Genomic DNA, 14911 nt, shown 5'->3' on the forward strand with positions numbered 1-14911 from the left:
AAACTCAACGGTCGCTCTGGCTGCCATCCTCTTCACCTCCATCGTTCTCTAATTGTATCGCCACAGAGCCTTTGTCAAGCTCTCGTGCCGACGCGCGCCGCCCGCGTTCCGCCGCTGCACAGAATGAAGCGAGCACATCTGCGACAAATCGGAGATTTACTTCATCAGACTGGTCGAAGCTCCCAGGGGCGGTCGAATCCAGCGAGAGGATCCCATACAGCTCGCTATCCTGTGACACAGACGCTGCGGTGAATGAAGCATAGTCGCGCCCCACAACCTCGTTCTCACGATAAGTTTCACTCACCCCGTTGAGAAGCTCGATCATCGCCGCGAAGCGCTCGGATCCATCCCTGTGTACGCTTGGCTCGTCGGCCCTGCCCTCCGATACAAACGGTACGAGTTGAGACGCTCCGTTGACCGCTGTAAGCGTGTAGAAGACGGCACGGACACCTTCCACGGCAGGATATATCGATCCTGCCAGCCCTCTGACCGCTTCACTGATCGCTTGGTCTCGAACCAGTTCGCGCTCTTTCCTGCCCTTTGTGTTTGTTGCAGGAATTCTTGAGACGAGGGACGCGACAAGCCTCAAGCAGGTACGCTCGCGGGCGTCTATCACGTCCTGGTTCCGCTGAATATGCTCGCCGTAATGCTCCTTCACTCCGAGCGGCACAGCACCGATCAGGATCAAGGCTGTGCCGGACGCGACGTACAGCCAATCCAGATTGCTGCCGATGTGGGTCGAGATGAGAAGGCCACCGAAAACCGGAAGAACCCATGGAGCCACCGCCATGTAGAAGTACCGTCTCGCAACCCAGCCGACGACGGACCAGTACACTCGTTTCACCAAACCTCGATCCTTGGGATCAGTTTTCGCCAGACTCCACCAGAGTTTGCCTCCGCAAACGATGCTAGCTCTTCGAGGCACCCTCCTCGCTTGGGACACGGCTAGGCGTCTGCGCCGGCATGTCTGAGCATGTATCCGCGGCCCTTGCGGGTGTCGTGAATGCCGCGCCCCGCGCCGCTGGTGGCAGATCAGGATCAGGCTGCAGTAGCCGAGAATCCTGCCTCTCGCAGGAGCCAAGCAGCTGCGTTCGCCGCTGCACGCTCATCGTGCCCCTGGTACAGCAGACGCGCCTCGGCCTCCGAACGGACCGCCTCCATCGTCCCTGCCGTCATCCCCCACCCGGCCAGCTTCGAACGCAGTCCGGCCAGCCACGCACGCTGTTCGCTCACGGGCACGGTTACAGCCGGGAAATCGGTGCGAGAGGCGCGCGGACCGTCAAGCGCCATGCCCGCCTTGATCCGCCGCTGCCGGGCCAGAGGACCATCCTCAATCTCCACCTTTGAGAGCACCCAGAAAGCTACTGCTGCGGCCGCTCCCCTACCGGCCACCATTTTCTCAGCCCGGCGGGTCAGTTCGCGCTCCAGAGTGGCGTCCACTGCTGCCGGGTAAAAGCGACCAGCAAACGCTGCGGTTGCAGCAGCAATCCAAGACTCGGTGCCGCCCCCATCACCGCCCTTGGATACCGTTATCCCCTGCAGCACGTGGTCCACAATTTCCTTGGCTTCCATCTTCTTGGCGCGGTGCGTGTTGAACCGCTCGTTGAATTCGTCGGCTTGTTCGCGCCAAGCCTTCTCAGCTGCAGCGCGGGCCTCGGTGCAACCATGCTCGGCGGCGTACGCATCCAGTGCCGTCATCAGTTCCGTGGGGTCCCCTTCCGCGGTAATGCCGGCCGCGGCCAGGACCTTCCGATCGGAGGCAGCATTCCGCTTCGAGACCGCTAAGACGGCGACCGGATCAACGCCGGCAGCATCGGCGACCGCCACCAGCCAAGCCCGGTGACCGAGGCCGTCCGCATACCCCCATGCCGGGTGGGCCACGGAAGCGAGGATGGCGCCGGGCAGGGATTCTGCGCCCTCCTCCCCCGCCAGCCGTTGAGTTGCTTCCCGTTGGTCCTTGGCGGTGGCTTTCTGCTCTGCGGTGAGCCGGCGCGCAGCCCGGAATCGGCGTGGCACCGACTTCCGCGCCGTCGGCAATTCATGGAGCCAGCCCATCTCGACGACCTGATTCAGAGCCCGCTTCGCTGTCGCTGTGGACCACCCGGTCAGCAGGGCCACGCGGGGGTAGCTCAGCTGCGCCGTCTCCCAGCCTTTCTCCTCCACTGAGCCAAGCAACTCAGTTGCCGCGACGGCGAGCATGACCCTGGCTCGCAGTTGGTGCGCCGGACTCATCCGCGCCTGGTTCAGAACCCGCCTGATCCGGTATCGAGTCTTTTGGAGCGTTATCCAGAATTTTGGATAACCGTTGAACGCACTCACAAGGCAAGGGAGCAGCTTTTCAGGCTTATTAGGGTTTATCGCCTTATTTAACTGCCGCAGCATCCTTCACCACGCGATGCCCTCGGTCTTCCGAAATATCTGCAGCACCATTTCCGGGTCCTCTCGCAGCCAGCCAGCCGGCACGTACCGCCCATCGGGGAGATACGTCGTGGGAGCAAAGAGCCACTGCGTCAAGTCGTTCTCGCCGTAACCACGCTCCTTGGCCACCGCGAGCAGCTCCGAAATAACCGGCAGCACTTGGCCGCCGGTGAACTGGAGGGCAGGGTAGAAAACCTCCTCGCCGGGCAGTTCGATCCCGATCAACTTTCCCTGCGCGCGGAGCTCCGCCGCGGATTGGCCAAGCAGCTCGGTGGCCTCGGCTTCGCTATACGGCCGACAACTCTGCCTCAGACGGCGAAAGAACCGAGCAGTGTTGAAGAGCCCTTGCGCATGCTGGCGCGATATCTTCTTCCATCCGGGGCAGAGCTCCTCCACAACAACGGGGACCAGGTCCGCCGCCTCCCGGCAGGCCGCAACGGTGACTGTCACAGTGCGGGCATCATCATCGTGGTCGACACGCACTGTGAGGCCCGGTGAGTCAAGTCGTCCGTCAGTTCCGCCACTTGGGCGGTGATGTCTGCACTGACCGGCAACCGATAGTGGTGGAGTTCCAAGGCGGGTTTCATCATCCCAAGCTAGCGGCCTGCAGTGACGGGAAGGAATCTTCCTCCCGCCGCACACATGGATGCCCATGGAAGAAAAGTTTGCTCGTGAACTTGTCAACGCCCAAGCACCTGAGTGCGATGCCCCTTAGGGCGAGCCGTTTGGAAAGGACCTCATCACAGGCCGCAGAAGCGCTTTGTCATGCACATCTGAGAGGTCTGGAACGCAATTCAGAATCCCCAACCTTGCGAAGTCGCGCTCGGTTTGAACCCCTACAGCCCCGACGATCCCCTCGCCAGAGATGCGGTACATGTTCATTGAGTACTCGGGAGAATTCGGGATCACCTCCCCGAGGCCGCGAAACATGAACCCAACAATCAGGTCCAAGCCCGTAGAAGAGACGTCCACCAAGAACATTTCATGGTCACCAGAGGTGAAGGACACGGGCGAATCTTCGCTAACTCGACCCCGAGCAGCTTCAGACAACTTCGATCTGTCGTAGGCAACCACGTGCAGGGACAAGGACTTCATCCCCGGTCGATCCTGGATGAAGATGGCATCTCGCTGTCTCAGCCTGCCGGCCAGAGGGAGCCAACCCGGAAATGTTGTGTAAACGTGCGCGAATTGTTGCATGTGCAATTCACCCAAAGCGGGCAGCCGGGTCGACAACCTCTCGCCACCCTCTTCGGACTGCGCAGAGGTCCATCCGCTCTTGTGGTAATGGCACTTGGCAACCCCACTTTGGCCGACCTTCACCGTTGTTTCCGCGACCGGCAGGATGCCTTCATTCTGTGGCCTGAATTCAGAGAGAAACAAGCCGCTTCGCCGCTCCCACGGCGTTGACAAGATGATGCCGCCATCCGAATTGACGATGAGTCGTGCGAGCAACCGAAATTCACCGCTCTCGTATTCACGAACGGCGATCCGTATCGACCTCTTGATCTTCGGAGCAGGTTCGATGATGGCGTTCTCAACACTCAAAATCTTATCCATTCAACCGATCCTATGCTCAGTGCGGACACGACTGCGATTGCGGATTGAAAGGTTTCGAAGGCCTCATCTTCCTTGGCTTGTAACGCCGCGTGCGTACACGCTTTTCTATACGTGCGACGTCGGGTGCACTGTTCGCGTGTATCCGATCATTTGATGGGGTGAGACGTGAAGTCCCGTCCCGGCTATCCTCTCTGCCATGGGATCAGCGTGGGATCCCGGGCTGCCGGGAGTGCTGCGGCTGCCGTCGGGGAGGCTGTTGCGCGGCCGCGCGCTGCGTCTTCCGCTGCCGCCGGGTCCCGCGCCGGAATTCGCCTTGTACCTGAAGCACCGGACGCCGGCCCCCACCCTGTGGGAGCAGGGGTGGGTGCGCTGGCGCGATCTCCGGCTGCCGGAAGACCTGTCGGACGCCGAGGCGGCCTTCCGCGAAGCCTGGCTGCGCGCCGGGGACGAACGGGTGGAGGTCGCCTGCTACGGAGGCCGGGGGCGGACCGGCACAGCGCTGGCCTGCATCGCGGTTCTCGACGGCGTTCCCGCCGCCGAGGCCACCCGCTACGTACGTGAGCACTACCGCCCCGGCGCCGTCGAAACCCCGTGCCAGCGACGGTTTGTGCGCCGGTTCCCCCTACGCCAGTAGCGGGCTGCGCCTCCTACGCGAGCACGCTGCGGTAAAGACTAAGGGTCTTCTCGGCGATGGAGTCCCAGGAGAAGTGCTCCTCGGCGCGCCGGCGGCCCGCCTCGCCCTGGCGGCGGGCGGCGGCCGGGTCATCCAGCGTCTTGTTGAGTGCGGCGGCGAAATCGCGGACAAACTGTTCCTCGTCCAGCGGGGTGCCCGTCCCGTCGCTCGCCTGCTCCAACGGCACCAGCGTGCCGGTGACGCCGTCCTCGACGACCTCCGGAATGCCGCCGGTGGCGCTGGCTACCACCGGGGCACCGCAGGCCATGGCTTCAAGGTTCACGATGCCCAGCGGTTCGTAGATCGACGGGCACGCGAAGACGGTGGCATGGCTGAGCACCTGGATCAGTTCCGGCCGCGGGAGCATCCGCTCGATCACCACGACGCCGTCGCGGCTCCCGCGCAGCCCGGCCACCAGGGCATTCACCGAGGCCGCCAGTTCCGGGGTGTCGGCGGCGCCGGCACACAGCACCAGCTGTACTTCCGGCGGCAGCAACGCCGCGGCGCGCAGCAGGTACGGCACGCCCTTCTGCCGGGTAATCCGCCCCACGAAGACCACGCTGGGCCGGTCCGGGTCGATTCCCAAGGCGCGCACAGCGTCGTCGTCGTCATCCGGTTTCCATTCCTGCACGTCCACGCCGTTGTGGACCACGTGCACCCGGTCCGGATCCACATCGGGGTAGCTGCGCAGAATGTCCCTGCGCATCCCGGCGGAAACGGCCACGACGGCGGCGGCCGCCTCGTAGGCGGTGCGCTCCGCCCAGGACGAGAGCCGATAGCCCCCACCCAACTGCTCCGCCTTCCACGGTCGCAACGGTTCCAGCGAATGCGCGCTGAGCACGTGCGGCACATCGTGCAGCAGCGACCCCAAATGCCCGGCCATATTGGCATACCAGGTGTGGGAATGAATCAGGTCCGCGCCGGCGAAGCCGTCAAGCATCTCAAGGTCGACGCCGAGGGTCTGCACCGCGGCATTGGCTTTCCGCAGTCCGGCCGGGACCCCGTAGCTGCGCACCGTCGCGCCATGGAAGTCGGACGGCCGGTCGGCCCCGAAGGCATGCACGTGCAGATCCACCCTGCCGGCCAGCACCCGGCTGAGCTCGGCCACGTGAACGCCGGCTCCGCCGTAGATTTCCGGCGGGAATTCTTTTGTCACAATGTCTACACGCACGACACCTAACGTAGTGCACGCCCGGCCCTTCCTCTACTGTGTGTTGACAAGGGGGACGTGTGTCGGTCCGGCACTGGACCGCGAATGCGATGGGATGGACGATGCCACAGAAGAAGGTTTTGGCCGTTGTGCTAGCCGGCGGCGAGGGAAAGCGCCTGATGCCGCTCACAGCCGACCGGGCCAAACCGGCCGTGCCCTTTGCGGGCAGCTACCGGCTGATCGATTTCGCGTTGTCCAACCTGGTCAATTCCGGATACCGGGAGATCGTGGTGCTGACGCAGTACAAATCGCACAGCCTGGACCGGCACATTTCCGAAACCTGGCGCATGGCTGCGCAGCTGGGCAACTACGTTGCCTCGGTACCGGCGCAGCAACGGCGGGGCAAGAGCTGGTTTCTGGGCAGCGCCAATGCCATCTACCAGTCCCTGAACCTGATCCATGACGCCCGGCCGGACATCGTGGTGGTGGTCGGCGCGGACCACGTCTACCGGATGGACTTCTCCCAGATGGTGGAGGAGCACATAGCGTCCGGCGCGGCCGCCAGTGTGGCCGCGGTGCGCCAGCCGCTCGCGCTGGCCAATCAGTTTGGCGTGATCGAGTCCGAGCCCGATGCGCCCACCAAGATCCGCGCCTTCGTGGAGAAGCCCGCGACCACTCCCGGCCTGGCGGATGACCCGGACAGTTTCCTGGCGTCCATGGGAAACTACGTCTTCAACACTGACGCACTGCTGCAGGCCCTGGAAGCCGACGCCGAACGGTTGGACACCAACCACGACATGGGCGGCGACATCATCCCCTATTTCGTGGAACGCGGCGAAGCGGCCGTCTACGATTTCACCGCGAACGACATTCCCGGCTCCACCGGGGCCGACCAGCAGTACTGGCGCGACGTCGGCACGCTGGATTCCTACTACGAGGCCCACATGGACCTGATCAGCCCGCTGCCCGCCTTCAACCTCTACAACCTGCGGTGGCCGATCTATACGCGCCAGTCGGTGTCTCCCCCGGCCAAGCTGGTGCGCGGAGTCAGCGGCACCGCCGGCACGGCGCACGACTCCCTCCTGTCCCAGGGCGTGGTGGTTTCGGGAGCAGAAGTCACCGAGTCGGTGCTCTCCACCGACGTCTTCGTCGCCGAAGGCGCCCAGATCCACGGGAGCGTGCTGTTGGACAAGGTGACGGTGGGTGAGGGAGCCGTGGTCCGGAGGGCCATAGTGGACAAGAACGTCCGCATCCCGGCCGGTGCCACCATCGGCGTCGATCCGGAACTGGACCGCGCGCGGGGCTTCACTGTCACCGAGTCCGGGCTGACCGTCCTGAGCAAGGACCAGAAGGTGATCCTCGGCCCCACGGCGAGCGCCGAGCACAAGGCTGCTTCTTTGTAACAGCGGGCACAAGTTCATGGCGTTGTCCCGCCGCCCATTCTGTTGAAGGGAGGGTGCCGCTTGCGCCCGGACCGCGGACTGCAGGCGGTACGGTAGCGAAGTGCCTCAACCTCAGTCACCGGAGTCCCGCCCTGCCCGGCCCGGAGAGCCCGCGGGGCCGCAGGATCCGGGGCCGCGCGCCACACCTTGGCTGCTCCGCGTCGGACCGGGGCTGCTCTTTGCGGCGGCCGCCGTAGTTGCCGCCCACGGCCTGCACTGGCTCGCGCCGGCCGTCCCGGTGATGAGCTTCGCCGTGGTGCTGGGTATCCTGGCGGCGAACCTGCCGCCTACTGCTTCGTGGACGGCTGGAGCGGCGCTTCCCGGGCTGGCCTTCTGCGGACGGGCGCTGATGCGTGCAGGGATTGTGCTGCTGGGCGCCCGGCTGGCGCTCTCGGACCTGGCCGAGCTGGGCTGGTTCGCCTTGGTGCTGGTGGTCCTGGTGCTGTTGCTGGCGTTCGGCGGAACCTTCCTGTTAGCGCGCTGGCATCGTTTGCCCGGCGACCAGCCCGTGCTGCTGGCCGCCGGATTCTCCATCTGCGGGGCCTCGGCCATCGGCGCCGTCGCCGCGGCCCGGGGCAGCCGGAGCCAGGACACGCTGATGCCCGTCGCCCTGGTGACGCTGTGCGGCACGCTGGCCATCGGCGTCCTGCCGGCCGTCATGGCGGTAACCGGCATGACTCCGGAAGTGTTCGGCTTTTGGGCCGGGGCCTCCGTGCACGACGTCGGACAGGTGGTCGCCACCGCCCAGAGCGCCGGCACGGCGGCCCTGACCATCGCCGTCGTCGTCAAGCTCGCCCGCGTGGTGATGCTGGCACCCGTCACGGCCGCCTCGGCCTTGCACAGCCGGCGGAGGGCCAAGGCCGGAGCCGTCCACGCGGACGGGACCGCCGGGCCCGGCAAGCAGCCGCCGCTGGTGCCGCTCTTCGTGCTCGGGTTCCTCGCCCTGATGATGCTGCGCAGCGCGGGGTGGTTGCCGCAGCCGGTCCTGGACGGCATGGCGTCCGTGCAGGAACTATTGCTGGCCGCAGCACTGTTCGGGCTGGGCGCTGCCGTCCGCCTGCGGGAACTACTCCGCTCCTCGCTGCCGGCCGTCTCCACGGCCCTGCTCTCCTGGCTGCTGATTGCCGGACTGGGGATTGGCGCAGCCTGGCTGGCGATGGGCGGACGCTAAGGGGCCGCGACCGCGCCCGCGCATGGTTAAATGGGCCGGATGACGAACCAGAACCTCAGCCGCGACGAAGCGGCCGCACGGTCACGCATCCTGCACGTGGAGCGCTATGAGGTCTCGCTGGACCTGCGCAATGCCGAGGACTCCGACGCGCCGGGTTTCGTCTCCAGCACCGTCATCACGTTCAACTGCAGCGAACCGGGCGCCACGGTGTTTGCCGACTTCATCCACGGCGGTGTCCACTCCGTCACGCTCAACGGCCGGCCCCTGGACCTCGACGACGTGGTGGACGGTTCCCGGATCACCCTGCCCGGCCTCGAGGCCGAGAACCAGGCCACGATCACGGGCACCGCTCTGTACGGCAGCAGCGGCGAAGGGCTCCACCGGTTCGTCGATCCGGTGGACGCGCGAACGTACCTCTACACCCAATACGAACCGGCCGACGCGCGCCGCGTCTTCGCCAATTTCGAGCAGCCGGACCTGAAGGCCAGCTTCAGCTTCCACGTCGCCGCCCCCGCCCACTGGCTGGTGGCCTCGAACGCCGCGGTGGCCGTGACCGAGCCGATGGGCTCCACGCCCGGCTACTCCGTGCGCCGCTTCGAGCCGACGCCACGCATCTCCACCTACATCACCACGATCCTGGCCGGGCCCTACCACGCGGCCACGGACACCTGGCAGGGCACCCTGCCCGACGGCGGACAACTGAGTGTGCCGCTTGGCGCCTACTGCCGGGCCTCGCTGGCCGACTCCTTCGATCCGGAGCAGATCTTCGCCGTCACCAAGGCCGGCCTGAATTTTTTCCACGAACTTTTCGACTACCCCTACCCGTTCGGCAAGTACGAGCAGGCGTTCGTGCCCGAATACAACCTGGGCGCCATGGAGAACCCCGGCCTGGTCACCTTCACCGAGGCCTACGTGTTCTCCTCTCGGGCCACCGACGCCCAGTACCAGGCCCGCGCCAACACCATCCTGCACGAGATGGCGCACATGTGGTTCGGCGACCTGGTCACCATGAAGTGGTGGGACGACCTCTGGCTGAAGGAATCGTTCGCCGACTACATGGGGTCCCTGGCGTCCGCCGAGGCTACGCAATGGACCAACGCCTGGATCACGTTCGCCAACCGGCGCAAGGGGTGGGCGTACGTGCAGGACCAGCTGCCCACCACCCACCCCATCGTCGCCGACATCCCTGACCTGGAAGCGGCCAAGCAGAACTTCGACGGCATCACGTATGCCAAGGGCGCCTCGGTGCTCAAACAGCTGGTGGCCTATGCCGGTTTCGACTCCTTCGTCGGCGCCTCGCGCCGGTATTTCCGCGAACATGCCTACGGCAATACGTCGCTGGCCGATTTCCTCACCGCTCTCAGCGCGGCTTCCGGCCGGGACATGGAGCAGTGGGCGCGGCAGTGGCTGCAAACCGCCGGCATCTCCACCCTGGGCGTGGACCTCGAGTACGACGGCGGTGCGATCGCCTCCGCGGCCGTCGTCCAGGAGGCGGTGGATCCGGTGACGCAGGAACCGTCCTTCCGGCCGCACCGGTTGCGGCTGGGCCTGTACAACCCGGACGCCTCCGGTCGGCTGGTCCGCACGGACCAGCTGGAGCTGGACGTGGCGGGGCCGCGGACCGAGGTTCCGGAACTGGCGGGCCGCGAGGTTCCCGCCCTGCTGCTGCTCAACGATGAGGACTTGAGCTACGCCAAGGTTGTCTTCGACACCGGCTCCCTGGAGACGGTGCTTTCCTCCTTGGACAAGGTCACCGATCCGCTGGCTCGCGCCCTGTGCTGGTCGACCCTGTGGGACATGGCCCGCGACGGGCGCCTCCCCGCCGCCGACTACGTGGAGGCTGTGCAGCGCTTCGCGCCGGCAGAAACCGAGAACAGCGTGCTGCAGGTGGTCCTGGACTGCGCCAAGACGGCGATGGACCGCTACGCGCCGGCGGAACTCCGGACAGGCCTGCGGGAAGCTTTTCTGGCCGCCGCCCGCCGGGAGGCGGAAGCGGCGGAGCCGGGCAGCGACCGGCAGCTGACCTGGGCGCGGTCGCTGGCGGCGGTCGCGCGCGCCGATGACGGCCAGGCGCCTTTCCTGCGCGGCCTGCTGGACAAGGCCACCGTGCTGGAGGGGCTGAAGCTGGACACCGATTTACGCTGGCGCTTCTGGCAGGCGCTGGCGGCCACCGGCCACGCCTCGGCGGCGGAGCTGGATGCGGCCCTGGAAGCCGACCGCAACGCGGCGGCGCGTGCCGGCCATCTGGCCGCCATGACCGCGCGGCCCGTTCCGGAGGTGAAGGCCGAGGCCTGGCACACCGCGGTGCATACCGATTCGCTGTCCAACGAGCTGCTGGACGCCACCATCGATGGTTTCTGCCAGGGCCCGCCCGGGCTTCACGCCGGGTATGTGGAACCGTACTTTGAGGAACTCGATCGAATCTGGTCGGTGAAGAGCATCGAGATAGCGGGCAGGCTGGTTTGGGGGCTCTACCCCATCACACAGGACCTGGTCTCCGGACAGGCACCTGCTGAACACCCCGTCGTCGTACGCACCGATGCCTGGCTCGACAGCCACGCGGAGGCGCCGGCCGCGCTTCGCCGAATCGTCATAGAACAGCGCGACCATCTGCTCCGGGCACTACGCGCGCAGCAGGCCGGCGCCCGGGGCTGAGCGCAGTGCGGCCGAGCGGACGACGGCTGCGGACGGCGGACGAGCGGCTGAAGGCGCATCGGCGGGCGATGGCGCGCCGATAGCCGCTGCACGGTTCCCTGCGCCGCCGCCGTGGAATAGGCTGTCGTCTTCCAGGGACCCGGCCCCTTGGACGCCGGGGCCAGGAGCAGGAGGATTCGTGCCGAGACTGCGAGTGCACAATTTTTCCGTATCGCTTGACGGCTACGCCGCCGGCCCGAACCAGAGCGTTGAGGACCCGTTGGGAGTGGGCGGCGAACAGCTGCACGAGTGGGTGTTCCGGACCGCGGCCGGCAAGCGGATGGGCGGCGAGGGCGGGGGTTCCACCGGGCTGGACAACGACTTTGTCGAGGCCGGGCAGGAGGGCATCGGGGCCACCATCATGGGCCGGAACATGTTCGGGCCGGTGCGCGGTGAGTGGCCCTCCGTGGAGTGGCGGGGCTGGTGGGGCGAAGACCCACCGTTCCATCATCCGGTCTTCGTGCTGACGAACTACCCGCGGCCGCCCATCACCATGGCCGGCGGGACCGTCTTCCACTTTGTCGACGACGGGATCGAGTCCGCCCTGCGCCAGGCCTTCGACGCAGCCGCCGGGCAGGACGTCCGGCTCGGCGGCGGCGCATCTGCAGTCCGTCAATACCTGCGAGCGCGGCTCGTGGACGAACTGCACCTGGCCATGGTGCCCGTTCTGCTCGGCTCCGGCGAGCGCGTGTTCGACGATCTGGACGCCGCGGCTCTCGGCTACGAATGCGTCGAATTCGCCGCCTCGCCTGCCGCGGCTCACGCCCGCCTGGTCAGGAGCAGGGACCGGTAGCCCGGCCGCTTGGCTTCCGCCGCTCACCCTACGGTACGCGGTGCAGCCATTCTTCCGTGCCGAACTTGGTCTCCACGAGTTCCCGGGCCATGGCCAGCTCTTCCTCGGAAAAACCGCTGTCCTCGGCGGCATAGCGGTCCTTGAAGGTTCGGATCATCACGTCGATGATTTCCTCGCGGGTCAGGCCGGTCTGCCGGCGCAGCGGATCCACCCGCTTCTTGGCGCTGGCGATGCCCTTGTCGGAGATTTTTTCCTTGCCGATCCGAAGGACGTCGGTCATCTTGTCCGCGTCGATGTCGTAGGACATGGTCACGTGGTGCAGCATCCCGCCATTGGCCAACCGCTTCTGCGCCGCGCCGCCGATCTTGCCCTCCGGCGTGGCGATGTCGTTGAGCGGCTGGTAGAACGCCTTGATGCCGACCTTCTCCAGCGACGCCATGACCCAGGCGTCGAGGTACGCGTAGGACGCTTCAAAGCTCTGCCCGTCCACCAGAGTCTGCGGGAGGTACAGCGAGTAGGTAATCGCGTTACCGCGTTCCATGAACATGGCGCCGCCGCCGCTGATCCGGCGCACCACGGTGATGCCGTGGCGTTCCACCCCGTCCGGGTCCACTTCGTTGCGGACCGATTGGAAGCTGCCGATCACCACCGACGGCGCCTCCCATTCCCAGAACCTCAGCGTCGGCGGGCGCTTCCCGGCCCCCACCTGGCGGGTCAGGACCTCGTCCATCGCGACATGCAGGTGCGTCGGCAGCGGGGTGGGTGGAATAACCTGCCATTGATGGTCAAGCCAACCGGTGGCCTTGTTGAGCGCGCGGCGCACGGCCACGGCCACCGCATCGGCCGAGAAGCCAAACATTTGCGCGTCCGGCCGCAATGCAGCGTTTATCGCGCTGGCATAGTGGCCGTGGGCGCTTTCGATGCTCATCCCGTCAAGCGCTGCGTTGATGTCTGCCAGTGCTTCATCCGGTTCCAGAAAGAAGTCTCCGCTGACGGACGGCCGGGTGATCTGTCCGTCCGCCACCTCGAAGTCCACGACCACGAGCTTGCCGCCCTGGACCTTGTACTCTCCATGGCGGTGGTCGGTCATGTGCACTCCTTGGCTGTCTTGCGGCTATCTTGGCGGCGGACGGTGTTGGCCGTCAGGCGGCGCGGTCGTCGGTTTTCCCAGTCTAATCAAGGCCCGGGGGCGGCCCGTGCGGCGCGGGACTCAGGTTCCTCCCAGCTGCTGCCGGGGCTGTGCCCAGAACCCGCTCGTAGTGTCATAGACACCTCATCACGGTGCGAGTGAAAGAGGGGCCGGACGTGCCCGGTCCAAGCGCCGGCGGGTATGGAGTAACTCCCCCAACCTCTCCACTACCCGCCGGCGCTTTTTCATGACTTGTTCCCGTCGCCCGTATCGGCAAGCTTCAGCCCGATCACGCAACCGATGATCCCGGCAACGAACAGCAGTTTGAGCACGCTCGCAGGTTCTCCGCCGAACAGCATGGCGTAGCCGACGGTCAGCGCTGCCCCGGCTCCGGTCCACACCGCATATGCCGTGCCGATGGGGATGCCGCGCATGGCATAGCCCAGGCCCACCATGCTCAGGGTCAGGGCCACGAAGAACACCACGGCGGGCACCGTGCGGCTCAGTCCGTCCGACATCCCCAGGGCTGTTGCCCACACAGCTTCCAGGACGGCGCTGATCAACAAGACAGTCCAATGCATGCCAGCCCCCTTAGCCGATCGCCTTGAGGCCGACAACGCAGCCGATGATGCCCAGCAGCAGGAGGACGCGTATCAAGGTCGCCTTCTCGGCGCCGGTGACCATGGCAACCGCCGCGGTCAGCACCGCACCGATGCCGACCCAGACCGCATAGGCGGTCCCTACCGGTATGGCAGTCATGGCGTAGGCCAGGCCGGCCATGCTCAGGGCCATGGATACTACGAAAATGATGGTGGGCCAGAGCCGGCGGAAATTCTTTGATGCGCCCAGGGCCGTGGCCCAGACGGCTTCCAGGACGCCGGACAGAACAAGTATCAGCCATTCCATGTGTGATTCCTTTGGCCAGTCTTGTCGCACACCGGGTACTGAACCGTCGTCCGGAGACCCAAGGAACAGGTCTTGGACTTGAAAATAGCAAAGTACGACGCCGGTGCGCAGCTTTGGTGGCCAACCTCACCAGCCTGTGGCCTGGCCCCGGTCGTTGATGGCCCTCTAATCGTTTGTTGCTTTCCTGCGTTTCGCCAGGTGCCACGCAGCTCGAAGGGCCGATACAACTGCAATCACGAAGCCGAGCGCGCCTAGCCCGAGGAAAACCAGAACGAAACCGATCCTGAGAGGGGCAGGAGCCAGTCCTTGATCGGCCTCGCTGATTCCCCCGAAACCAATCCACGTAAACAAGGCCAACACGAGGCCAAGGAACACCATGGAGATGCCGGATGCGAAGGCTGCCGCAACGGGGATTTTTTTCATGAACTGCCGGCCCCTTTCGCTGCGTTTTAGGTGCATGCTGCGGACTCCTTGGGACATTGAACGGACGGCCACTCCTCAAACTATCGAATGATACGTCCTGTAGGGATACCCTGATCAGAAAAGTCTGGGCACTGGAAGGCCGAAATTGGAAGAGGGCAATGCGTAGAACATTTAAGATCGCGGTTGCCTTAGTAATCGGCATGATCCTGGTCAGCGCCGGGTTGTTCTTCATTGGATATACGAAATGGGGAGGATATGCCACCGAGGGTTTGATGCTCATCGCCGTGGTATTTGTAGCCAGGCTTGCGCTTGGAGGTAGAAAGAGCATCACTCAACCGATGGCGGAGCCCGGAGAGACGCTCAACGATTTATACCTGGGCGCCACCTACACAGGCCCACGACTCCTCGCCCCTCCCCGAGGAACGCATGCAGAGTTGGTCATCGATGATGATGAGCGGTTGCAGTTCCTTGAGGCCCTCAAGAACGCAGACGCACGCTCACCCCGCGAAATCCCTGGGGGGCGGCACCGCCCCTACCCGTATAGACAGTTCCTGT

General features: G+C 65.3%; 14 protein-coding genes and 1 riboswitch. Of the genes, 5 read left to right on the forward strand and 9 right to left on the reverse strand.

Translation table 11 applies throughout. From position 1 onward, the window contains the following. Positions 1-4: 4 nt before the first annotated feature. The 4 genes from AC5RUH_RS03270 to AC5RUH_RS03285 form a co-directional block, all read right to left on the reverse strand. Complete coding sequence (locus AC5RUH_RS03270) at positions 5-847, reverse strand: hypothetical protein (protein WP_494127872.1); 843 nt, start codon at positions 845-847, stop codon at positions 5-7. A 191-nt stretch (positions 848-1038) separates the two neighbouring features. Then, positions 1039-2382, reverse strand: coding sequence for a hypothetical protein (locus tag AC5RUH_RS03275; RefSeq protein WP_494127873.1), 1344 nt, complete (start codon positions 2380-2382; stop codon positions 1039-1041). Positions 2383-2385: 3 nt separating this feature from the next. Beyond that, on the reverse strand, positions 2386-2868 hold the full coding sequence (locus tag AC5RUH_RS03280) for a hypothetical protein (RefSeq protein ID WP_494127874.1): 483 nt from the start codon (positions 2866-2868) through the stop codon (positions 2386-2388). Between the two features lie 261 nt (positions 2869-3129). Further along, positions 3130-3975 (reverse strand): hypothetical protein, encoded by an 846-nt coding sequence (locus AC5RUH_RS03285; RefSeq protein ID WP_494127875.1) that lies wholly within the window; start codon positions 3973-3975, stop codon positions 3130-3132. 196 nt (positions 3976-4171) lie between these two features. Here AC5RUH_RS03285 and AC5RUH_RS03290 point away from each other — a divergent pair, with 196 nt between their 5' ends. Beyond that, positions 4172-4609 carry a protein-tyrosine phosphatase family protein gene (locus AC5RUH_RS03290; RefSeq protein WP_494127876.1) on the forward strand — a complete coding sequence of 146 codons (438 nt, stop codon included), beginning with the start codon at positions 4172-4174 and terminating at the stop codon, positions 4607-4609. A gap of 13 nt (positions 4610-4622) precedes the next feature. Here the strand turns inward: AC5RUH_RS03290 and glgA are convergent, their stop codons facing one another. Next, positions 4623-5819, reverse strand: a complete 1197-nt coding sequence (gene glgA / locus AC5RUH_RS03295) for a glycogen synthase (RefSeq protein WP_494127877.1) — start codon at positions 5817-5819, stop codon at positions 4623-4625. 89 nt (positions 5820-5908) lie between these two features. On the opposite strand from glgA, the gene glgC reads away from it, so the two are divergent. From glgC to AC5RUH_RS03315, 4 genes are all read left to right on the forward strand, one after another. Beyond that, positions 5909-7201 carry a glucose-1-phosphate adenylyltransferase gene (glgC, locus tag AC5RUH_RS03300; RefSeq protein ID WP_493999684.1) on the forward strand — a complete coding sequence of 431 codons (1293 nt, stop codon included), beginning with the start codon at positions 5909-5911 and terminating at the stop codon, positions 7199-7201. A 190-nt stretch (positions 7202-7391) separates the two neighbouring features. After that, positions 7392-8411, forward strand: a complete 1020-nt coding sequence (locus tag AC5RUH_RS03305; protein WP_494127912.1) for a YeiH family protein — start codon at positions 7392-7394, stop codon at positions 8409-8411. A 39-nt stretch (positions 8412-8450) separates the two neighbouring features. Continuing rightward, on the forward strand, positions 8451-11066 hold the full coding sequence (gene pepN / locus AC5RUH_RS03310; protein ID WP_494127878.1) for an aminopeptidase N: 2616 nt from the start codon (positions 8451-8453) through the stop codon (positions 11064-11066). A 178-nt stretch (positions 11067-11244) separates the two neighbouring features. Next, positions 11245-11898 carry a dihydrofolate reductase family protein gene (locus AC5RUH_RS03315; protein WP_494127879.1) on the forward strand — a complete coding sequence of 218 codons (654 nt, stop codon included), beginning with the start codon at positions 11245-11247 and terminating at the stop codon, positions 11896-11898. Positions 11899-11926: 28 nt separating this feature from the next. Here AC5RUH_RS03315 and lplAB read toward each other — a convergent pair whose 3' ends face one another. The 4 genes from lplAB to AC5RUH_RS03335 all read right to left on the reverse strand — a co-directional run bounded on the left by lplAB (position 11927) and on the right by AC5RUH_RS03335 (position 14392). Next, complete coding sequence (gene lplAB / locus AC5RUH_RS03320) at positions 11927-12988, reverse strand: lipoate-protein ligase LplAB (protein WP_494127880.1); 1062 nt, start codon at positions 12986-12988, stop codon at positions 11927-11929. 284 nt (positions 12989-13272) lie between these two features. Next, positions 13273-13608: a DMT family transporter gene (locus tag AC5RUH_RS03325; RefSeq protein ID WP_494013950.1), complete on the reverse strand. Its 336-nt coding sequence runs from the start codon at positions 13606-13608 to the stop codon at positions 13273-13275. A 10-nt stretch (positions 13609-13618) separates the two neighbouring features. Next, positions 13619-13933 (reverse strand): DMT family transporter, encoded by a 315-nt coding sequence (locus AC5RUH_RS03330; protein ID WP_493978495.1) that lies wholly within the window; start codon positions 13931-13933, stop codon positions 13619-13621. Between the two features lie 10 nt (positions 13934-13943). After that, a riboswitch (guanidine-III (ykkC-III) riboswitch) is annotated at positions 13944-14009 on the reverse strand. Positions 14010-14098: 89 nt separating this feature from the next. Beyond that, a complete protein-coding gene (locus AC5RUH_RS03335; protein WP_494013949.1) occupies positions 14099-14392 on the reverse strand; it encodes a hypothetical protein in 294 nt (97 codons plus the stop codon). Positions 14393-14911: the final 519 nt, after the last annotated feature.

It is taken from the genome of Arthrobacter sp. Y3223166, assembly GCF_059090935.1.

Coding starts and splice junctions, on each gene's coding strand:
- AC5RUH_RS03330 (WP_493978495.1), bottom strand. CDS start 13,933: ATGGAATGGCTGATACTTGTTCTGTCCGGCGTCCTGGAAGCCGTCTGG.
- glgC (WP_493999684.1), top strand. CDS start 5,909: ATGGGATGGACGATGCCACAGAAGAAGGTTTTGGCCGTTGTGCTAGCC.
- AC5RUH_RS03335 (WP_494013949.1), bottom strand. CDS start 14,392: ATGCACCTAAAACGCAGCGAAAGGGGCCGGCAGTTCATGAAAAAAATC.
- AC5RUH_RS03285 (WP_494127875.1), bottom strand. CDS start 3,975: ATGGATAAGATTTTGAGTGTTGAGAACGCCATCATCGAACCTGCTCCG.
- lplAB (WP_494127880.1), bottom strand. CDS start 12,988: ATGACCGACCACCGCCATGGAGAGTACAAGGTCCAGGGCGGCAAGCTC.
- AC5RUH_RS03275 (WP_494127873.1), bottom strand. CDS start 2,382: ATGCTGCGGCAGTTAAATAAGGCGATAAACCCTAATAAGCCTGAAAAG.
- pepN (WP_494127878.1), top strand. CDS start 8,451: ATGACGAACCAGAACCTCAGCCGCGACGAAGCGGCCGCACGGTCACGC.
- AC5RUH_RS03290 (WP_494127876.1), top strand. CDS start 4,172: ATGGGATCAGCGTGGGATCCCGGGCTGCCGGGAGTGCTGCGGCTGCCG.
- AC5RUH_RS03325 (WP_494013950.1), bottom strand. CDS start 13,608: ATGCATTGGACTGTCTTGTTGATCAGCGCCGTCCTGGAAGCTGTGTGG.